Annotated in this window: 14 protein-coding genes; 6 read left to right on the top strand and 8 right to left on the bottom strand. The window is 66.8% G+C overall.

The genetic code is table 11. The features are described from left to right. Positions 1–15: 15 nt before the first annotated feature. Entirely contained in the window at positions 16–1,938 is a 1,923-nt protein-coding gene (locus AC56LU_RS02920) for a SurA N-terminal domain-containing protein (RefSeq protein WP_497174096.1), read from the top strand. Positions 1,939–2,030: 92 nt separating this feature from the next. On the opposite strand, the gene mnmH is transcribed toward AC56LU_RS02920, so the two are convergent. Both mnmH and AC56LU_RS02910 read right to left on the bottom strand, forming a co-directional pair. Next, complete coding sequence (gene mnmH / locus AC56LU_RS02915) at positions 2,031–3,086, bottom strand: tRNA 2-selenouridine(34) synthase MnmH (protein ID WP_497174095.1); 1,056 nt, start codon at positions 3,084–3,086, stop codon at positions 2,031–2,033. Further along, a complete protein-coding gene (locus AC56LU_RS02910; protein ID WP_497174094.1) occupies positions 3,083–3,721 on the bottom strand; it encodes an arylesterase in 639 nt (212 codons plus the stop codon). The genes mnmH and AC56LU_RS02910 overlap by 4 nt, the downstream gene beginning before the upstream one ends. Here AC56LU_RS02910 and AC56LU_RS02905 point away from each other — a divergent pair. After that, positions 3,720–4,448 carry an ABC transporter ATP-binding protein gene (locus AC56LU_RS02905; protein WP_497174093.1) on the top strand — a complete coding sequence of 243 codons (729 nt, stop codon included), beginning with the start codon at positions 3,720–3,722 and terminating at the stop codon, positions 4,446–4,448. The two genes, AC56LU_RS02910 and AC56LU_RS02905, sit on opposite strands and share 2 nt — an antisense overlap. A 126-nt stretch (positions 4,449–4,574) precedes the next feature. On the opposite strand, the gene AC56LU_RS02900 is transcribed toward AC56LU_RS02905, so the two are convergent. Further along, entirely contained in the window at positions 4,575–6,074 is a 1,500-nt protein-coding gene (locus AC56LU_RS02900) for an NAD(P)H-hydrate dehydratase (RefSeq protein ID WP_497174092.1), read from the bottom strand. 86 nt (positions 6,075–6,160) lie between these two features. Here AC56LU_RS02900 and AC56LU_RS02895 point away from each other — a divergent pair, with 86 nt between their 5' ends. Continuing rightward, positions 6,161–9,760, top strand: coding sequence for a hydantoinase B/oxoprolinase family protein (locus tag AC56LU_RS02895; RefSeq protein WP_497174091.1), 3,600 nt, complete (start codon positions 6,161–6,163; stop codon positions 9,758–9,760). Positions 9,761–9,778: 18 nt separating this feature from the next. On the opposite strand, the gene AC56LU_RS02890 is transcribed toward AC56LU_RS02895, so the two are convergent. Then, positions 9,779–10,264 carry a cupin domain-containing protein gene (locus AC56LU_RS02890; protein ID WP_497174090.1) on the bottom strand — a complete coding sequence of 162 codons (486 nt, stop codon included), beginning with the start codon at positions 10,262–10,264 and terminating at the stop codon, positions 9,779–9,781. A 217-nt stretch (positions 10,265–10,481) separates the two neighbouring features. Between AC56LU_RS02890 and AC56LU_RS02885 the strand changes: the two genes are divergently transcribed. Then, positions 10,482–11,231, top strand: a complete 750-nt coding sequence (locus AC56LU_RS02885; protein WP_497174089.1) for a CPBP family intramembrane glutamic endopeptidase — start codon at positions 10,482–10,484, stop codon at positions 11,229–11,231. Here the strand turns inward: AC56LU_RS02885 and AC56LU_RS02880 are convergent. Both AC56LU_RS02880 and AC56LU_RS02875 read right to left on the bottom strand, forming a co-directional pair. After that, positions 11,219–11,854, bottom strand: a complete 636-nt coding sequence (locus tag AC56LU_RS02880; RefSeq protein ID WP_497174088.1) for a class I SAM-dependent rRNA methyltransferase — start codon at positions 11,852–11,854, stop codon at positions 11,219–11,221. The two genes, AC56LU_RS02885 and AC56LU_RS02880, sit on opposite strands and share 13 nt — an antisense overlap. 64 nt (positions 11,855–11,918) lie before the next feature. Beyond that, positions 11,919–13,547, bottom strand: coding sequence for a response regulator (locus AC56LU_RS02875; RefSeq protein ID WP_497174087.1), 1,629 nt, complete (start codon positions 13,545–13,547; stop codon positions 11,919–11,921). A 202-nt stretch (positions 13,548–13,749) separates the two neighbouring features. Here AC56LU_RS02875 and purL point away from each other — a divergent pair, with 202 nt between their 5' ends. Continuing rightward, on the top strand, positions 13,750–17,787 hold the full coding sequence (gene purL, locus AC56LU_RS02870) for a phosphoribosylformylglycinamidine synthase (protein ID WP_497174086.1): 4,038 nt from the start codon (positions 13,750–13,752) through the stop codon (positions 17,785–17,787). A gap of 175 nt (positions 17,788–17,962) precedes the next feature. On the opposite strand, the gene AC56LU_RS02865 is transcribed toward purL, so the two are convergent. Next, entirely contained in the window at positions 17,963–18,199 is a 237-nt protein-coding gene (locus AC56LU_RS02865) for a hypothetical protein (RefSeq protein WP_497174085.1), read from the bottom strand. Positions 18,200–18,548: 349 nt separating this feature from the next. On the opposite strand from AC56LU_RS02865, the gene AC56LU_RS02860 reads away from it, so the two are divergent. Then, on the top strand, positions 18,549–19,127 hold the full coding sequence (locus AC56LU_RS02860; protein WP_497174084.1) for a hypothetical protein: 579 nt from the start codon (positions 18,549–18,551) through the stop codon (positions 19,125–19,127). 72 nt (positions 19,128–19,199) lie between these two features. Here AC56LU_RS02860 and AC56LU_RS02855 read toward each other — a convergent pair whose 3' ends face one another. Continuing rightward, positions 19,200–19,991: a peptidylprolyl isomerase gene (locus AC56LU_RS02855; RefSeq protein ID WP_497174083.1), complete on the bottom strand. Its 792-nt coding sequence runs from the start codon at positions 19,989–19,991 to the stop codon at positions 19,200–19,202. Between the last annotated feature and the right edge of the window lie 21 nt (positions 19,992–20,012).

The raw sequence follows: 20,012 nt of genomic DNA, 5'->3' as shown, positions 1-20,012 counted from the left end.
CAATCCAGGCTGACCATGTTTGATTTTGTCCGTAACAACAAGCGCGTGATGCAGGGCCTGCTGCTGGTCCTGATCGTGCCTTCGTTCGTCTTAGTCGGTGTCGAGAGCTACCAGGATCGCGGCGATGCCGCGTCGAGCGTGGCAACCGTGGCCGGCCAGAAGGTCACCCAGCAGGAATGGGAAGAAGCCCAGCGCCGCCAGATCGACCAGGCGCGCCAGATGATGGGCCCGCAGTTCGACCAGAAGATGTTCGAGACGCCGGAAGCCAAGCAGGCGATCCTGAACAACCTGGTGGCCGAACGCGCCATCAACGCCGAGATCGCGCGCACCCACATGACCGTGGGCGACGCCGCGCTGGCCCGCAAGATCGGGGAATACCAGCAGTTCCGCAAGCCGGACGGCAGCTTCGACATGGAACAGTACACCGCCGCACTGGCCGCGCAGGGCATGACCCCAACGATGTTCGACCAGCGCCTGCGCCGCGACCTCACCCTGGAACAGCTCACCGGTTCGATCCAGGCGACCGCCTTCGCGCCGCGCTCGGTGAGCGAGCGCCTGTCCAGCATCAGTGACCAGGAACGCGAAGTCCAGGAAATCCTGTTCCCGGTCGCGCAGTACCTGCCGCAGGTGAAGGTCACCGATGCGATGGTGAAGGCCTATTACGACAAGAACGCCCAGCTGTTCACGATCCCGGAGCAAGTGAAGGCCGAGTATGTCGTGTTCGACGCCGCCGCGGTCGAAAGCCAGGTCCAGGTGACCGATGCCGAGATCACGGACTATTACAACAAGAACGTCAAGAGCTACACCACGCCGGAACAGCGTACCGCCAGCCACATCTTGATCAACCTGGCGCGCGATGCCAAGCCGGCCGAGCAGGCCGCCGCCAAGGCCAAGGCCGAAGCGGTGCTGGCGGAAGTCCGCAAGAATCCGGCGAACTTCGCCGAGATCGCCAAGGCGCAGTCGCAGGACCAGGGCTCGGCCGCATCGGGCGGCGACCTGGGCGTGGTCGAGAAGGGCGCCTTCGTCAAGCCGGTGGAAGACGCGATCTACGCGCTGAAGGCGGGCGAAGTGAGTAACGTGGTGCAGTCGGAATTCGGCTACCACATCATCACCGTGACCGGCCTGCAGCCGGCCGCGCAGAAGCCGCTCGACGCCGCGAAAGACGACATCGCCGCCGACCTCAAGAAGCAGAAGATGTCGAAGCGTTACTCGGAAATGGCCGAGACCTTCACCAACATGGTGTACGAGCAGTCGGAAAGCCTCAAACCCGTGGCCGACAAGCTGGGCCTGAAGATCGAGACCGTCGACAACCTGACCCGCAAGCCGAACCCGCAACTGGGCCAGGCGCCGTTCAACAACGAGAAGTTCCTGACTGCGCTGTTCGGCAACGACGCCATCAAGAACAAGCGCAACACCGAAGCGGTGGAAGTGGCGCCGAGTGTGCTGGTGTCGGGCCGCGTGCTCGAGTTCAAGCCGGCCTCCAAGCGTCCGCTGGCTGAAGTGGATGCCCAGATCCGCCAGCGCGTGACCATCGAGGAAGCAGCCAGGCTGGCGCGCGCCGCCGGCGAACAGAAGCTGGCAGCGGCCAAGGCTTCGGGCGATGCCGCCGGCTTCGGCGAGCCGAAGGTCGTGACGCGCACCAAGGAACCGAGCATCAACACCACGGCGGCGATCGCGGTGCTGAAGGCAGACGCCACCAAGCTGCCGGCCTATGTCGGCGTGGAGATCCCGGGCCAGGGCTACGGCGTCTACCGCATCAACAAGGTGTCGCAGCCGGCCGCGCCGGACCTGAACCGCCGCAAGCAGGAAGCGCAGCAGATCTCCAACGTGGTGGGCCAGGCCGAACTGTTCAACTACGTCGAAGCGCTCAAGACCAAGGCCAAGGCCAAGGTCAATGTGACTGCCTCGCAGCTCGGCGCCAAGCCTGACGGCGAGTGATCGCCTCGAAGTAAGCGTGCATGAAAAAGCCCGGCTGTGTGAGCAGCCGGGCTTTTTTGCTTCCTGGCCCGATGTGCACCGGGCCAGGAGGATCAGGCGGTGTGCAGCCGGCGTGCCGCTCCCACGAAATCATCCTCGGCGATATCCCTCAGCTCCAGCATTTCGGCTTTCGAGAACTGCACGAAATTGCGGTCGATCGAGCGAAGGTAGGCCGGGTCGTAATGCTCCACCAGCAGCTGGTCGACCAGCTCCGGCATCAGGCCGCCGTTCGCCATGTCGTGCCAGGACTTGATCTTCTCGTTCCCGTGCAGTTGCGCCAGGTGCGCCAGCTGGCCGGACAGGGCCGCCGGGTCCTTGCAGAAGTGATCGTAGTCTTCCATCAGCAGCCGTACCCGGTTCTCGCGCGACAGCCACAGGAAGATGCAGGGCGAGGCGCGCATGCGCTGCATCAGCGCGTCCGGCACCCGCAGGTTGCCGACCTTCTTGCTCTCGGACTCCACGAACACCGGTTTGCTCGGATCGAAGTGCCGCAGCTTGTCCCAGACCCGGCTTTCGAACATCTTCTGGGAGGGCTGGGGTTCGTCCGGCAGGTGGCCCAGGACCGAGCCGCGGTGCGCCGCCAGTTGTTCCAGGTCGAGCACCTGCGCGCCCATGCGATCCAAGGTCTCCAGCAGGCGGCTCTTGCCGCTGCCGGTGGTTCCACACACCACCCGGAAGTCCAGTTCCGGTGCGGCGTCCAGCGCGGCGGCAACGTGCGCGCGGAAGGCCTTGTAGCCGCCGTCGAGCTGGTAGACCGGCCAGCCGACCTTGGCCAGGATGTGCGCCAGCGAGCCGCTGCGGTTGCCGCCGCGCCAGCAGTACACCAGCGGCTTCCAGTCGCGCGGCTTGTCCGCCCACAGCGTCTCGATATGGCGCGCGATGTTCGCAGCCACCAGCGGCGCGCCCAGCTTCTTCGCCTCGAAGGCGCCGACCTGCTTGTACAGGGTGCCGACCTTGACGCGCTGTTCGTCGTCCAGGACCGGCGCATTGATCGCGCCGGGAATGCGGTCGAGCGCGTACTCCGACTCGCTGCGCGCATCGATGATGGTGTCGAAGGAATCGAGTTCCGGAAGGATCTCGGCAAAGCTCAGGACGGCAGGGTATTTCATTGTTTTTTCACGAGCGGCGCGAATTGCGGCCAGATGTTGTTCAGGATGATGGGATGGGCGGCCGCGGTCGGATGCAGGCGGTCCTGCTGGAACAGGGCCGGCTTGTCGGCCACGCCTTCCAGCATGAAGGGCACCAGCGGCGACTTGGTCTCGGTGGAGAGTTTCTTGAACATGTTGAAGAAGCTCTCGGTATAGGCGCGCCCGTAGTTCGGCGGCATGCGCATCCCGACCAGCACCACCTTGGCCTGCTTCTGCTGCGCCATGTTGACCATGGCGCGCAGGTTGCCTTCGGCGGCGGCCACCGGCAGGCCGCGCAGGCCGTCGTTGGCGCCCAGTTCGAGCACGACGATGCTGGGCTTGTGCTGGTCCAGCAGGGCGGGCAGGCGGGTGCGGCCGCCGATCGTGGTCTCACCGCTGATGCTGGCATTGACCACTTTCGCCGCGATGTTTTCGGCTTGCAGCTTGCGTTCCAGCAGGGCCACCCAGCCGGTGCCGCGCGTGATGCCGTATTCGGCCGAGAGGCTGTCGCCCACCACGAGCACGGTTTTTGGTGCAGAATAGGCGCTCGCCGATGCTGCCAGCAGCAGGCAGGCAGCCACCGACAACTTTTTCAGACTGTGAAGAACAATTCGCATGCGTGATTACCCCGAGGCGTACAAGAATGGCGCGGCCAATGAAACCGTGAGCGAGGCAGGCAGGGCGCCGGCGATTGCCGTGCGCGGCCTGTCGAAGCGGGTGGCGGACGCCAGCGGCGAACTCACCATCCTGCAAAACATCGATTTTACCGTGCAACCGGCCGAGACGCTCGCGCTCGTCGGCGCCTCCGGCTCGGGCAAGTCGACACTGCTTGGCCTGCTTGCCGGCCTGGACACGCCCTCGGAGGGCAAGGTCTTGCTTGACGGCACCGATATCTTTGCGCTCGATGAAGACGGCCGCGCCGCCTTCCGCAAGGCCAAGCTGGGCTTCGTGTTCCAGTCGTTCCAGTTGCTGGCCCACCTGAACGCGGTGGAGAACGTGATGCTGCCGCTGGAGCTGCGCGGCGACGGCGAGGCGCGCGCCAAGGCCGAGGCGATGCTGGGCCGCGTGGGCCTGTCGAGCCGGCTGCGCCATTATCCTAAATACCTGTCGGGCGGCGAGCAGCAGCGCGTGGCCCTGGCGCGCGCCTTCGTCACCGAGCCGCCGCTGCTGTTCGCCGACGAGCCGACCGGCAGCCTCGATGCGGCCACCGGCGAATCGATCATTCAGCTGATGTTCGAACTGAACCGCGAGCGCGGTTCGACCCTGGTGCTGGTGACGCATGACCCGGCGATGGCGGCGCGTTGCGGCCGCACGATCACCATCGCGGCAGGCCGCCTAGCCTGAACACGTAGGGTGGACGGCTCTGCCGTCCGCGCGTTCAGCTACGGCATGCGTTGCGACTACGCGTCCGATAGCTGGACGCGCGGGCGTCCGTAACTCAGGCCACCGGCCTGAGTTACCCCGCCCACCCTACGACAAGCTTGCTTCGACCACCAGCAGGTTCAGCACCGCCCGCGCGGCAGCCGGCAGTTCTCCGGCCGTCATCCCGATCGGCCCGACGCCATGCGCGACCAGCAGGTCGGCAGCAGCGCCGTGGATCCAGGCCGCCGCCATCGCCGCATCCCATGCCGGCCAGCCCTGCGCCAGCAGCGCGCCGCAGATCCCGGCCAGCACGTCGCCGCTGCCGGCGGTCGCCAGCCCGGCATTGCCGCTCGGGTTGATCAGGATGCCGCCGTCCGGCCCCGCAATCACCGATCCCGAGCCTTTCAAGATGACTGTCGCATTGGAACGCAGCGCGATCTCGCGCGCCGCCGCCAGGCGGTCGGCCTGGATGGCTGCCGCCGTCGTGCCCAGCAGGCGCGCGGCTTCCAGCGGATGCGGCGTGAGCACCGCCGGCGCACTGCGCCCAACCAGCCGCCCCAGCAAATCCGGACTCGCGCCGATCAGGGTGAGCGCGTCGGCATCGATCACCAGCGGACTACCGCTGTCCAGCGCGTTCGCCAGCAGGCGCATGGCGGTGGCCGAGCCGCCCATGCCCGGCCCGACCACCAGGGTGCGCCCGTCGATGTCGAAGTCGTCGGCTGGCCGAAACATGATCTCCGGCTGCACGCTGTCGTAGCCGGGGCCCGGATCGATCATGGCGACAAAGCTGCGGCCGGCGCCGGCGAACAGCGCGCCGCGCGCGGCCAGCACGGGGGCGCCGGCCATGCCATGCGCGCCACCGATCACGGCCACGTCGCCGAAACTGCCCTTGTGGCTGTTCTGGCGGCGCGGCCTGAGGCGGTGCGCGAAGGCCTCGCTCGCGCCGAGGCGCGCGCTTGGGGGCGGCAGGGATTCGGGCGCAATGCCGAGCGGCGCGACGCGCACCTGGCCGGCATGGTCGCGGCCGTCGGCGGTGTGCAGGCCGGGCTTGTCCGCGAGGAAGGTGATGGTATGGGTGGCGCGCACCGCGATGCCGTCGGGCCCGATCACGGCGCCGGTGTCGGCATCCAGGCCGCTGGGCACGTCCAGTGCCAGGATCGGGCAGCGGATGGCGTCGAGCGACGCGACCAGCTCGCGGTACTCGCCCTCGAGCGGACGCGTGAGCCCGATGCCGAACAAGCCGTCCACCACCAGGCCCCACTGCGCGCCAGGGGGCAGCATGTCGATGAACCCGACCGTGCCTTCACGTGCGCGTTCGTGCGCGCTCGCCGCTTCGCTCGAGGTTTCGCGTTGGCCGGGCAAGTGCAGCACGGTCGCATCGATCCCGGCGTCGGCCAGGATGGCGGCCATTTCCAGCGCATCGCCGCCGTTGTTGCCGGGGCCGGCGAGCAGCAGTACCGGCAGGCCGCGCCGCTCGCCCAGCAGTTCGAGTGCGAACCCGGCGGCGGCTTCGCCTGCGCGCCGCATCAGGGTGCCGGGTTCAAGATGCGCATAGGCGGCCCGTTCGATCTCGCGCAACTGCGCGACGGTGTAAAGATGATTTTCCATGGCCGCATTGTCATGCATTTTCGCCAAAACAGTCGCGCGGCCGGACTACAATAAGCGTTTCGGATCACGCGGCAAGGGGTACATACATGGACTGGCAGTTCTGGATCGATCGCGGCGGCACCTTCACCGACATCGTCGCGCGCAAGCCCGACGGGCGGCTGCTCACCCACAAGCTGCTGTCCGAAAACCCGGAACAGTACCGCGACGCGGCGGTTGCCGGCATCCGCCACTTGCTGGGCGTGGCGCCCGGCGAGCCGGTGCCGGTCGCGCAGGTGGAAGCCGTCAAGATGGGCACCACGGTGGCCACCAATGCGCTGCTGGAGCGCAAGGGCGAGCCGACCGTGCTGGCGATCACCCGGGGCTTCCGCGACGCGCTGCGCATCGCCTACCAGAACCGGCCACGCCTGTTCGACCGTCACATCGTGCTGCCGGAGCTGCTATACGGCGACGTCGTCGAGGTCGACGAGCGCATCGGCGCGCACGGCGAGGTGGTGCAGCCGCTCGACGAAACGGCCACCCGCTCTGCGCTGCAGGAGGCCTGGGACCGCGGCCTGCGCTCGATCGCCATCGTGTTCATGCACGGCTACCGCTACACGGCCCACGAGGCGGCCACCGCCCGCATCGCGCGCGAGATCGGCTATACGCAAGTGTCGGTGTCGCACGACGTCAGCCCCTTGATGAAACTGGTGGCGCGCGGCGACACCACCGTGGTCGATGCCTACCTGTCGCCGATCCTGCGCCGTTACGTGGACCAGGTGGCCGGCGAGCTGCCGGGCGTGAACCTGCAGTTCATGCAATCGAACGGCGGACTGACCGACGCGCGCGCCTTCCAGGGCAAGGACAGCATCCTGTCCGGCCCCGCGGGCGGCATCGTCGGCATGGTGCGCGCCAGCCGGCTGGCCGGCTTCGAGCGCGTGATCGGCTTCGACATGGGCGGCACCTCCACGGACGTGTCGCACTATTCGGGCGAGTTCGAGCGCGTGTTCGAAACCCAGGTGGCGGGCGTGCGCATGCGCGCCCCGATGATGAGTATCCACACGGTCGCCGCGGGCGGAGGCTCGATCCTGCACTTCGACGGCACCCGCTACCGCGTCGGCCCCGACAGCGCCGGCGCAAATCCCGGCCCGGCCAGCTACCGCCGCGGCGGCCCGCTGGCGGTCACCGACTGCAACGTCATGCTCGGCAAGATCCAGCCGCGCCACTTCCCGCGCCTGTTCGGCAAGGGTGGCGACGAGCCGCTCGACCTGGATGCGGTGCGGGCCGGCTTCGCCGCGATGGCGCAGCAGATCGGCGCGGCCACCGGCAGCACGCCGGCGCCGGAAGCGGTGGCCGAGGGCTTCATCCAGATCGCGGTCGGCAACATGGCCAATGCCATCAAGCAGATCTCCGTGCAGCGGGGCCATGACGTGACCGACTATGCGCTGACCAGCTTCGGCGGCGCCGGCGGGCAGCATGCCTGCCTGGTGGCCGATGCGCTCGGGATGAAGACGGTGTTCATCCATTCGCTGGCCGGCGTGCTGTCGGCCTATGGAATGGGCCTGGCCGACCAGACCGCGATGCGCGAGCAGGCCGTCGAGCTGCTCCTGCTGGACGCCGGCAGCGACGCGCTGGCCGTGCGCCTGGCCGCATTGGGCGAGCAAGCGCGTGATCAGCTGCTGGGGCAGGGCGTGGCCGCCAGCCGCATCGAATTGCTGCAGCGCGTGCACCTGCGCTACGAAGGTACGGACTCAAGCATCGTCGTCCCGCTCGGCGAGTTGGACGGCATGCAGGCCGCATTCGAGGCGGCCTACAAGCGCCGCTATTCCTTCCTGATGCCCTCGCGCGGCCTGGTGGTGGAAGCCGTCTCGGTGGAAGCCATCGGCCGCGCCGACGCGCCGTTTGAAGCAGCCGCGCAGACAGGCTCCGATGGGGCGCGGCCGGCGCCGGGCGAGCTGGTACGCATGTTCAGCGGCGGCGCCTGGGTCGACACCGGCGTGTTCCTGCGCGATGCGATCAAGCCGGGCGACATCGTGCGCGGCCCGGCGATCATCGCCGAAGCGAATGCGACGACCGTGGTCGAGCCGGGCTGGCAGGCCCAGGTCACGCCCTACAATCACCTGGTGCTGCGGCGCGTGGAAGCGTTGCCGGAGCGGCGCGCGATCGGCACCACGGCCGACCCGGTGATGCTGGAAATCTTCAACAACCTGTTCATGTCGATCGCCGAGCAGATGGGCCTGCGCCTGCAGAACACGGCCTATTCCGTGAACATCAAGGAGCGCCTCGACTTCAGCTGCGCCATCTTCGATGCCGCTGGCCACCTGGTTGCCAATGCCCCGCACATGCCGGTGCACCTCGGATCGATGGGCGAGAGCATCAAGAGCGTGATGCGCAAGAACGCCGGCCACATGAAAGCCGGCGACGTCTACATGCTGAACGACCCCTATAACGGGGGCACGCACCTGCCGGACGTGACGGTGATTTCGCCGGTGTTCGACGAGGCCGGGACAGACATCCTCTTCTATGTCGGCTCGCGCGGCCACCACGCGGACATCGGTGGCACCACCCCGGGTTCGATGCCGCCCGACTCGGAGCACATCGAGCAGGAGGGTGTCCTGATCGACAATTTCAAGCTGGTCGACGGCCTTGACGGCGTGCTGCGCGAGGAAGAGACACGTAGCTTGTTGACGGGTGCGCGCTACCCGGCACGCAATCCGGACCAGAACATGGCCGACCTGCGCGCCCAGGTGGCGGCCAACCAGAAGGGCGTCGAGGAGCTGCACAAGATGGTGGCGCACTTCGGGCTGGACGTCGTGCGCGCCTACATGGGCCATGTGCAGGACAACGCCGAGGAAGCGGTGCGCCGCGTGATCTCGGCCCTGAAGGACGGCGCTTTCACCTATGAACTCGACAATGGAGCGCGCATCGCCGTGGCGATCCGGGTCGACCGCGGCGCGCGCAGCGCCGAGATCGATTTCACGGGGACGTCCAGCCAGCTGCCGAACAACTTCAATGCGCCCTCGAGCGTGTGCATGGCCGCCGTGCTGTACGTGTTCCGCACGCTGGTGGACGACGAGATTCCATTGAATGCCGGCTGCCTGAAGCCGCTGAAGGTGATCATCCCGCCCGGCTCGATGCTCAACCCGCACTATCCCGCTTCGGTGGTGTCGGGCAACGTCGAGACCTCGACCTGCATCACCAATGCGCTGTACGGCGCGCTGGGCGTGATGGCGGCCAGCCAGGGCACGATGAACAACTTCACCTTCGGGAACGCGCGCTACCAGTACTACGAGACCATCTCGGGCGGCTCGGGCGCCGGCGAGGGCTTCGACGGCACCGACGTGGTGCAGACCAACATGACCAACTCTCGCCTGACCGATCCGGAAATCCTCGAGTTCCGCTTCCCGGTGCGCCTGGAGAGCTACGAGATCCGCCACGGATCCGGTGGGGCGGGGCGCTGGCATGGCGGCAACGGCGGCGTGCGCAAAGTGCGCTTCCTGGAACCGATGACGGCGGCGATCCTGTCGAACAACCGGATTCACGCGCCTTTCGGGATGGCGGGCGGCGAGCCGGGCGAGCGTGGCCGCAACACGGTCGCGCGGGCCGACGGGACGGTGGAAACGCTCGGCCACATCGGCAAGGTGGGGATGGAGGCGGGCGACCTGTTCGTGATCGAGACGCCGGGCGGTGGCGGGTACGGTCCAGCCTGAGTGGCGGGCGAGCCAGCCTTACTTGGCCGGTGGCGCCTGCAGGGGATTGGGCGCCAGCGGCTTGAAGGTATAGTGCGCGCTGTCGAACACGGCCGTCAGCTGCAGCGGCGTGCTGCCCGCGTTGATGAAGGTATGGGGCGTGTTTGCCGGAACCCGCATGATGTACGGCGCGGTGGCGACGAAGCGCTGCTTGCCGACCACGTAGGACATCGTGCCCGAGGTCAGCACATGCGCCTCTTCGCTTTCGTGGGTGTGCAGCGGCGGCCCCCCCCCGGGCGCGGTTTCGGTCAGGATGAACGACAGCCTGCTGAAACCGTGCGATTCGCCATTGAGCAAGTAGATCGTCTCGCCGACGCCGGCGTCGATCTTCCTCATCTGCTCGAGCTTGACGACGTAGTTGCTGGCGGGTTCCGCTGCTGCGCCGGGCTTCGGCTTGGGGTCGTGGGCCTGGGCCACAAGGGGAATGGCGAGGATTGCGAGCAGTAGCGGAATCAGGATCTTCATGTGCGTCTCCTATCCTCGAAGCGTCTTGGCGCGGGGTTTCCAATCTAACATAAAAAGGACCTGCCGGAAGAGGCTGGTTCAGCCCGTTTCATTCCGGCCCCGATGCTGTTCGCTCCCTCGATGTGACGGTTTGTCACACGGCCCTGCGGATCCCGGGAGCGGAATGCTATGGTCGCGCATCCGACACCATGGCAGCCGCCACGTTCCGCGACATCGCATGCACACCAACACCGAAACACTCGCTCCTTTCCCGGCCCGCTCGCGCCTGCTAGCGGTCGCCGTCCTGCTGTTCGTCTTCTATCAGCTGCCGCAGGCTGCCGGGAACCTTTACCTGATGCTGCTGTTCCCGGTTCTCGCATGGTGGGGTTCGCGTGTGCTCGGGTTCAGCGGAGTGCAGGCCTGGTACCTGGATGCGCGGACGGGCTGCCTGTGGCTGCTTGCGCTCGGACTCGCGCTGGCGATCGCGGCCAAGTTCGCGGCGGTCGCGATCGGCACGCACACCGGGGTGTACACCGTTGCCTGGTTGGGAGCCGTCCCGGGCACGGCGCTGATCGGCGGGCTCGCCTTCCTCATGTTCGGGACCTTCATCGCCTCCACGGCCGAAGACATCCTCACCCGGGGCTTGGTGCGGCGCGCCTTCCCGCACCTGGGCCGGCGCTGGATCTTCATCCCGGTCTCGGCCGGGCTGTATGTGCTGAACCATATCTACCGCCTGCATGAGGGGCCGGTGACCTGGCTGACGCTGTTCTGCTTTGGCCTGGCCTACGCTGCGGCCTTGTGGCGCACCGGCACGCTGTGGGCGGCGGTTGGACTGCACTGGGGCTGGAACCTGAGCAACGGCCTGCTCGATACCTTTGCAAGAGTTGAGGTCGCGCAGCCGGCGCTGACGCCGTTCTATTCGAGCGCCGCCCACCTGGTGCTGCTGGCCAGCGCACTGACGCTGATGCGGCCCGCTCAGCGTGGGTAAGTAAACCCGGTCCGGATATCCATCGGCGCCAGCCGCCCGCCCTCGCGCACCATCAGGCGCTGTGGCGGCTCGTCGCCGGCCAGCGCGCGCGAGGTGTTCGACAGGCCTTCGGCCCGGCGCACCAGCAGGTCGCAGCGTTCATAGACGTTGGGGCAGCCGGTACTGGCGATCAGCGCCTGCACCACCGGCACCTTCCACAGGTCGACGCCGGCGGCGTTGAACTGGCAGACCAGGTAGCCGGCAACCCCGCCGTAGCTGTGCACCAGCAGGCCGGACAGTCCATCCTGGTCGCCGTCGACCAGCTGGACCAGCGCCTGCGGATCGGCGGTACGGAATGCCTCCAGGCGGCGCTCCATGGCGGCGCCCACGCGCCGCTTGATCATGGCGTGGTCGACCGGTTCGTCCTCGCGCAGGGTCCAGACGCGGGCGGCGATCTGCGACTTGGCGTTATAGGCTGCCCTGGCCAGGAAACGCCGCGCCGAGGTCTGCACGATGGCGGTGGCGCCGAGCTTGTTGCGTTCCTGCGGCTTGCCTTCGACCTTGTCGATGGCGGACAGGTAGACCCAAGGGTCGCCGTTGAGCAGGCTTTTTTCCTTGCCCTGTTTGATGGTGATGATGAGCATGTGCGGCTTTCGTTTTCAGGTGCGGGATGATACAGCATGCCGCACCTGGTCCGCCCAGGGCCCGTCAGGTCGAAATACCGTACTTGCGCTTGGCCTGCTGGAATTCGTCCAGCAGCGCCACCAGGCGCGGATGCCCGGGGTCCACCGTCCGCAGCCGTTCGATCTGGGCGCCTGCGACCTCGCTGAGCGTGTGATCCCAGCCGAGCTCGTTGATCTGGCGCAGGATGCCCCCTGCCACGGCGACCATCACCTGCAGGTTGCCGGGCGCCATGTGCAGCGCTTCCAGCAGGGTCTGCACTGCGCCGCGCACGTCGCCCATGTTGCGCTTCTCGTCGGCCACGCCGAGCAGGATGTGCGCCTGGGCGCGCAGCTGTTCGCCCATGCCGTCGGCCAGGTCGGGCCGGCCGGCGCGCACGAACACCCCCATGGCCTGGTCGACCGTCACCTGGTTCGAGACGTCGTGCATCACGTTCAGCATGACGCTGGAGGCCTGCTCGTCCAGCTGGTGCTCGAGGCAGGCCTGCGCCAGGCCGATCTTCAGGTTTGAAGACAAGCCGCTGCTGGTGCGGGCGGCGCTCACCGCATTCGAGAGCTCGGCCACCGCCGCGCTGACGTTGCCCATCTTTTCCTGCAGCAGGGCGTTCGAGTAGGCCTTGCAGGCATCGACGTTGACGCTGCCGCGCAGCGAGCGCTCCAGGTCGCGGATCACGCCGCCGGCGCCTGCCACGTCGCCGCGCGTGACCATCGCCCTGACCAGGTTGACGTGGTCTTCGGGATTGCGGAACTCGGAATAGCGGGCCTTGGTCACGACCTGCTTGAACGACTTCTCGGCGGCATCGGCGTCGCCGTTTTCCAGCGCAACCTCGCCGAGTTTACGCAGGCGGCGCACCATGTGCGGCGAGATCGACACCGCTTCTTCGAGCACCTTCTGGGCGTCGGCCTTGCTGCCCAACTGCTCATGGCAGCGCGCCAGCAGGTCGTAGGCGGCCATCAGGCGAGGATTGGCCTGCACCAGTTCCGCCAGCGTGGCGCGCGCTTCTTCGGTCTCGCCCTGGGCCAGCATGGTGCGCGCCAGCCCCAGCCCGGCCCAGCCCAGCGGGCGCTCGGCCAGCACGTCGCGGTAGATGGCGCCGGCCTGCGCGTGCTCGGCCACCGAGACGTGCAGCTCGGCCTTCAGGCGCAGGAAGTCGAGCGCATAGCGCGGGCTGGCGAGGGCGGCGGTGGTACAGGCGCGGATCGCATCGACCGGCTTGCCCTGCGCCGCCAGCTGCCAGACCGGGAGCAGGGCGGTGCGGCGCTCGAGCGCGCGCTTGATGCGGGTGCCGAGCATGTCCACGGTGAAGGGCTTGAGCACGTAGTCGGTCGGCGTCAGTTCGGCGGCGCTGACCACCTTGTCGTACACGCCCTCGGAGGTCAGCATGATGAAGATGGTCGAGGCCGTGATCAGGCGGTGGTGGCGCAGGTCTTCGAGCAGCTGCTGGCCGTCCTGGCCGTCGCCTTGCGGGCCGCCGAGGTCGTATTCGCAGAGGACGATGTCGTAGCTGCGCTTGGCGAGCTGCTTGATCGCGGTGCCGGCATTGACCGCCGACTCGACCTTGGTGATGCCGGCCTGGTTCAGCATGTTCTGCAGGCTGGCGCGCATGCCGCCGTTGGGATCGACGATCAGTACGGTCAGGTTGGCGTTCTCTTGCATCTCGCGTCGGTTCCTGTCTGGTGCCTATGCACCTTGTTTTAGTTATATATCCCTTACAATACCGAACAGTTCCCCCAGGATCAAGAAATGTCCGTTCTACAATGAACTCGCTGGTGGGAATGCAACGCTGCATTGCAACACTGTATAATGGCGGGCTATCTTCCACCCAAGCAGCGACGCTGCATCAACCAACTTCTCAGCCATGTTGATTCTGCCGGGTTCCAACGCCCTTTCCGCCTTCCGTAGCCAACGCCTCCTGTCGCAGTTGCAAGCCGTCGCACCGTCGATTGCCGCAGTCCAGGCGCGCTTCTTTCATTTCATCGACAGCAGCGCAGCGCTGAGTACTGACGATACCGAGCGCCTGGCCGCCATGCTGACCTATGGCGAGCCTGCGGCGCAGACGCTGTACGAAGGCGTGACCGAGGAGTTCTTCGTGATTCCGCGCCTGGGCACGATCTCGCCGTGGGCCTCGAAGGCCACCGACATCGCGCACAACTGCGGCATGGCGCATGTGCACCGCATCGAACGGGGCGTCGGCTATACCGTCGTGCTCAAGGGCGGCATCCTCGGCACCGGCTTCGGTGCGCCGAAGAAGCTGGGTGAGGAGGAGCTGCAGGCCGTGGCCGCGCTGCTGCACGACCGCATGACCGAGACCGTGCTGCGCAACGCCAATGAGGCCCAGCGCCTGTTCGACGAGCTCGCAGGCCGTCCGCTCGAGACCGTGGACGTGATCGGGCAGGGCCGCGAAGCGCTGGTGCGCGCCAATACCGAGTTGGGCCTGGCGATGTCGATCGACGAGATCGACTACCTGCACGAAGCCTTTACCAAGGCCAAGCGCAATCCGACCGACGTCGAGCTGATGATGTTCGCGCAGGCGAACAGTGAGCACTGCCGCCACAAGATCTTCAACGCCGACTGGATCATCGACGGTGTGAAGCAGGACAAGTCGCTGTTCGGCATGATCAAGAACACCCACCAGCTGAACCCGCGCGGCACCGTGGTCGCCTACAGCGACAACTCCTCGATCATCGAGGGCGCCACCGTGACCCGTTTCTTCCCGCGCCAGGGCCAGGAGTACGCACCGTCGACGGAACTGGTGCACACGCTGATGAAGGTCGAGACCCACAACCACCCGACCGCGATCTCCCCGTTCCCGGGCGCCTCCACCGGCGCCGGCGGCGAGATCCGCGACGAGGGCGCGACCGGCCGCGGCGCCAAGCCGAAGGCCGGCCTGACCGGCTTCACCGTGTCGAACCTGCTGCTGCCGGATGCGCAGCGGCCGTGGGAGAACGCTTCCGACGTCAGCGCCGGCGCGGCCGGCCGCGTGGACGCCATCGTGGGCAAGCCGGAGCGCATCGCCTCGCCGCTGCAGATCATGATCGACGGCCCGCTCGGCGGCGCCGCCTTCAGCAACGAATTCGGCCGCCCGGTACTGGGCGGTTACTTCCGTACCTACGAGCAGAACGTCGGCGTGGCCGGCAACGTGTACGGTTATCACAAGCCGATCATGATCGCCGGCGGCATCGGCAGCATTTCAAGCGCGCACACCCACAAGGACGAGATCCCGGTCGGCAGCCTGCTGGTCCAGCTGGGCGGCCCGGGGATGCGCATCGGCATGGGCGGCTCGGCCGCGTCCTCGATGGCGACCGGCACCAATACCGCCGACCTGGACTTCGACTCGGTCCAGCGCGGCAACCCGGAGATGGAGCGCCGGGCCCAGGAAGTCATCAACGGCTGCTGGCAGATGGGCGAGGACAACCCGATCATCTCGATCCACGACGTCGGCGCCGGCGGCCTGTCGAACGCCTTCCCGGAGATCGTCAACGACGCCAAGCGCGGCGCGCTGTTCGACCTGCGCAAGGTGCCGCTCGAAGAGTCGGGTATGGCACCGAAGGAAATTTGGTCAAACGAGTCTCAAGAAAGATATGTGTTGGCAATTTCGCCAATGGACCTTGATAAATTTGCATCGATGTGCGAGCGCGAACGCTGCCCGTACGCGGTGGTCGGGACTGCCACCGAGGAACGCCAGCTGCGCGTGATCGACCCGCAGGCCGAAGGCAGCTCGTCCCATTATCCGGTCGACATGCCGATGGACGTCCTGCTCGGCAAGCCGCCCAAGATGCTGCGCGAGGTCGAGCATGTGAAATACGACTTCCCGGCGATCGACCTGACCGGCATCGAGCTGCTTGAGGCGGCGCGCCGCGTGCTGCTGCTGCCGACGGTGGGCGACAAGTCCTTCCTGATCACGATCGGCGACCGCAGCGTGGGCGCGATGAGCGTGCGCGACCAGATGGTCGGTCCGTGGCAGGTACCGGTGGCCGACTGCGCCGTCACCGCCATGTCCTACGAGGGCTTCCTGGGCGAAGCGATGGCGATGGGCGAGCGCACCCCGCTGGCGGTGATCGACGCCGCCGCTTCCGGCCGCATGGCCGTCGGCGAGGCGATCACCAACATCGCCGCCGCCGCCATCGACGCGATCGGCGACATCAAGCTGTCGGCCAACTGGATGGCGGCCTGCGGCCAGCCGGGCCAGGACGCCGCGCTGTTCGACACCGTGAAGGCGGTGGGCATGGAACTGTGCCCGGCGCTGGGCGTGTCGATCCCGGTCGGCAAGGATTCGCTGTCGATGCGCACCACCTGGAACGACGACGGTGAGAGCAAGTCCGTCATTTCGCCGGTGTCCCTGATCGTCTCGAGCTTCGCCCCGGTGCAGGACATCCGCCGTTCGCTGACCCCGCAACTGCGCACGGATCTCGGTGAGACCTCCCTGGTGCTGGTCGACCTGGGCCGCGGCAAGAACCGCCTCGGCGCATCAAGCCTGGCGCAGGTGACCCAGCAGATCGGCGACAGCGTGCCGGACGTGGATTCACCGGAAGACCTGAAGGCCTTCTTCAACGCGGTGCAGCGTTTGAACCGCGAGGGCAAGCTGCTGGCCTACCACGACCGTTCGGATGGCGGCCTGTATGCCACCCTGGTGGAAATGGCCTTCGCCGGCCGCGCCGGCGTGTCGGTCAACCTCGATATTCTCACCATGGAAGGCGAGCACGCCTCCGACTGGGGCGACGCCAAGAACTGGACCACGCAAGTGGGCGAGCGCCGCAACGAGCTGACCCTGCGCGCGCTGTTCAGTGAAGAGCTGGGCGCGGTGCTGCAGGTGCGCGCGGATGACAAACAGGCGGTGATGGCGGTGCTGCGCGAGCTTGGCCTGGGCGCCTGCAGCCACATCATCGGCAAGCTGAACGACCGCGGCGTGATCGAATTCACGCGCGACGCCAAGGTGATCTACAGTGAGAAGCGCAGCGAGCTGCATCGCCTGTGGAGCGAGACCAGCTGGCGCATCGCGCGCCTGCGCGACAACCCGGATTGCGCCGACCAGGAATACGAGCGCCTGCTGGACGAGAGCGACCCCGGCATCTCGCCGAAGATCACGTTCGAGCTGGGCGAGAACGTGGCAGCCCCGTTCATCGCCACGGGCGTGCGTCCGCGCGTGGCGATCCTGCGTGAGCAGGGCGTGAACTCGCACATCGAGACCGCCTGGGTAATGCACCAGGCCGGCTTCGCCGCGATCGACGTGCACATGAGCGACCTGATCGCCGGCCGCGCTTCGCTCACCGACTTCCACGGCGTGATCGCCGTCGGCGGCTTCTCCTACGGCGACGTGCTGGGGGCGGGCGAGGGCTGGGCCAAGACCATCCTGTTCAACCCGCAGCTGTCGGATCAGTTCGCCGCCTTCTTTGCGCGTCCGGACACCTTCGGCCTGGGCGTGTGCAACGGCTGCCAGATGCTGAGCAACCTGAAGGCCATCATCCCGGGTGCGCATGCCTGGCCGAAATTCACCCGCAACAAGTCGGAGCAGTTCGAAGCCCGCTTCGGCATGGTCGAGGTGCTGGACTCGCCGTCGATCTTCTTCGACGGCATGGCGGGCACGCAGGCGCCGATCGCCATCGCCCACGGCGAAGGTTTCGCCGACTTCTCGCTGACCGGCGATCTCGATGCGGTGGTCAAGTCGCTGCGCTACGTCGACAACCGCGGCCAGGCCACCGAATCCTATCCGTTCAACCCGAACGGCTCGCCGGGCGGCCTGACCGCCGTCACGACCGAGGACGGGCGCTTCACCGCGATGATGCCGCACGCCGAGCGCGTGTTCCGCGCCGCCGTGCATTCGTGGGCGCCGGAATCGTGGGGCGATGAGGCGCCGTGGCTGCGCATGTTCCGCAATGCGCGCAAGTGGGTCGGCTAAACGCTTGAGCTCGCAATCAAAAACGCCTCTTCGGAGGCGTTTTTTGTAGGGTGGGCGGGGTCATTTCCGGCAATGCCGGGAATGACGGACGCCCACGCGTTCAAACCGGGCGAGATCCGCCTGTGCACAATATCAACGGTGAGCTATCACCGCGTGGGCGGCAGAGCCGCCCACCCTACGAACCCCACACCGGCTCGTCTTTTGTACCATTGCCGACCGGCGCCGGCTCGCCGCCGCCCGCACCCGGCCCGCTACCACCCGCGCTCCCGCGTGACCCCGCCGCGCTGCCGCGGCTGGTCTGCGGCGCGCCGGCCGGCATCGCATTGGCCTCCGGCGGCGATGCCAGGAAGTCGCCCTGCTGGCTATCCCCGCCATGGGCGCCGCCCGTGTAGTGGGCCGAGTTGGACTGCATCGCCCCCGCACCGGCTTCCTGCCGGGGTACTTCGTAATGCCAGAGCCCGTCGTTGCCTCCGCCCGTCCCCGTGTCCTGCTTCGGCGTCGCCGTCTTCGATTGCTGCTTGCCCATGCTCTTCTCCTTTGGATGACACGCGCTTCGATGGTAGCCATCCTGGCCCGACGTTCAATAGGACGGGCGAGCAGGAGCACGTAGGAGCACGGCGCAAGCCTCCATTATTTCCGTAAGAATATGGTTATAAATCAAGCGCTTGGACGGATGAGCTCACGCAAACCAACAAGTCCGATGCATGCGCATGATGGAAGCCTGACGGTCTGGGCCGTCAATCACTTCCACGGAGGAATTCATGAAACTGCGTACCGGCTGCACGCGTCTCGCTCGTCGACTCATCCTTGCAGTAGGTCTCGTGCTGGGCATGGCCGCCATGCCGACGGTGGCACTGGCCAGCGAACCGCTGCGAGCGAGCCTAGGCGCCGCCGGCTGCGACAGCCTGCTCACGGTCCAGGGCGTGACGCCCGACGCCCTGCTGGCGGACTGCACCTGCCCGCCGAAGGGCTGCGTGCGCACGCAAGGCTACTGGGGCAACAAACCGGATGTCGTCTGGCCCAAGGGCTACGCGCGCGATGCGGCCTTCTTCGGCAGTGGCCTGACCTGGCAGCAGGTGCTCGACAGCCCGGTACGCGGCGACGCCTATTTCATCCTGGCCCACCAGTACATCGCGGCCGTGCTGAATACCGCCGCCGGCGCCTCGGCCCCGAACAGCGTGCGTTCGGTGATCGTGGCCGCCGGCGCCTGGTTCGCGGCCGCCACGCCCGGCACCTGCGTCAAAGGCGCCTGCCAGCTGCAGCGCGCCTGGGCCGGCATCCTCGACGAGTACAACAACGGCGACTATCCCGGCGGTCCGCAGCACTGCGACGAAGATTGATACGTAGCGCCAGAGCAGCAGGCATTAAAAAAGCGCTCCGGTGGAGCGCTTTCTGGTTCGGCAGGGCCGTTGTTACTGGATCTTGGCCTTCTTGACCAGGCTTTCGCGGTACTGCGCCAGCTGGCGCTGCTGCAGCTGTTCCGCGACCTGCTGCTTGACTTCGTCCAGGGCCGGGATCTTGGCGGCGCGGACGTCTTCCAGCTTGATCACGTGGAAGCCGTACTGGCTCTTGACCGGGGTGTCGGTGATCGCGCCTTTTTGCAAGGCGGTCATGGCCTTCGAGAACTCAGGCACGTAGTTGGCCGGGCTTGCCCAGTCCAGGTCGCCGCCGTTGGCTGCCGAACCGTCTTTCGACTGGGCCTTGGCCAGGTCTTCGAACTTGGCGCCGCCCTTCAGCTTGGTGATGATGGCCTTGGCTTCGTCTTCGGTAGGCACCAGGATGTGGCGGGCGCGGTATTCCTTGTCGCCGACCTGCGCCTTGTACTTGTCGTACTCGGCCTTGATCTCGGCATCCTTGATCGGGTTCTTCTTGACGTAGTCGGCCAGCATCGCGTTGATGATGATGCTCTGGCGCGCGTTGTCGATCGCTGCCTTGACTTCGGCGCGGCCGCCGATACCGGCCTTGTCGGCCTCCTGGATCAGGACTTCACGGCCGATCAGGTCTTTCTTGATGGCGTCGCGCAGCTGCGGCGAATCGGTGGCGCGGCCTTGTGCGACCACTTGCTTGACCATCTGGTCGACTTTTGCCGCCGGGATGGGCTTGCCATTGACCGTCGCGGCGTTCTGCGCGAATGCAGGCGCGGCGATCATCGCGGTCATGGCTAAGCTGAGTGCCAAGGACAGGCGGGCTGGCTTCAAAATCATTGTTGAGGTCCTATCTAAACA

This window comes from Telluria sp. PB2R4, assembly GCF_059685695.1.
The sequence above is the reverse complement of the archived record's forward strand: the minus strand, read 5'-3'. Positions and strand labels throughout refer to the sequence as shown.

Coding starts and splice junctions, on each gene's coding strand:
- mnmH (WP_497174095.1), bottom strand. CDS start 3,086: ATGAAATACCCTGCCGTCCTGAGCTTTGCCGAGATCCTTCCGGAACTC.
- AC56LU_RS02900 (WP_497174092.1), bottom strand. CDS start 6,074: ATGGAAAATCATCTTTACACCGTCGCGCAGTTGCGCGAGATCGAACGG.
- AC56LU_RS02895 (WP_497174091.1), top strand. CDS start 6,161: ATGGACTGGCAGTTCTGGATCGATCGCGGCGGCACCTTCACCGACATC.
- AC56LU_RS02860 (WP_497174084.1), top strand. CDS start 18,549: ATGAAACTGCGTACCGGCTGCACGCGTCTCGCTCGTCGACTCATCCTT.
- AC56LU_RS02875 (WP_497174087.1), bottom strand. CDS start 13,547: ATGCAAGAGAACGCCAACCTGACCGTACTGATCGTCGATCCCAACGGC.
- AC56LU_RS02910 (WP_497174094.1), bottom strand. CDS start 3,721: ATGCGAATTGTTCTTCACAGTCTGAAAAAGTTGTCGGTGGCTGCCTGC.
- AC56LU_RS02855 (WP_497174083.1), bottom strand. CDS start 19,991: ATGATTTTGAAGCCAGCCCGCCTGTCCTTGGCACTCAGCTTAGCCATG.
- AC56LU_RS02890 (WP_497174090.1), bottom strand. CDS start 10,264: ATGAAGATCCTGATTCCGCTACTGCTCGCAATCCTCGCCATTCCCCTT.
- purL (WP_497174086.1), top strand. CDS start 13,750: ATGTTGATTCTGCCGGGTTCCAACGCCCTTTCCGCCTTCCGTAGCCAA.
- AC56LU_RS02865 (WP_497174085.1), bottom strand. CDS start 18,199: ATGCAGTCCAACTCGGCCCACTACACGGGCGGCGCCCATGGCGGGGAT.
- AC56LU_RS02920 (WP_497174096.1), top strand. CDS start 16: ATGTTTGATTTTGTCCGTAACAACAAGCGCGTGATGCAGGGCCTGCTG.
- AC56LU_RS02905 (WP_497174093.1), top strand. CDS start 3,720: ATGCGTGATTACCCCGAGGCGTACAAGAATGGCGCGGCCAATGAAACC.
- AC56LU_RS02885 (WP_497174089.1), top strand. CDS start 10,482: ATGCACACCAACACCGAAACACTCGCTCCTTTCCCGGCCCGCTCGCGC.
- AC56LU_RS02880 (WP_497174088.1), bottom strand. CDS start 11,854: ATGCTCATCATCACCATCAAACAGGGCAAGGAAAAAAGCCTGCTCAAC.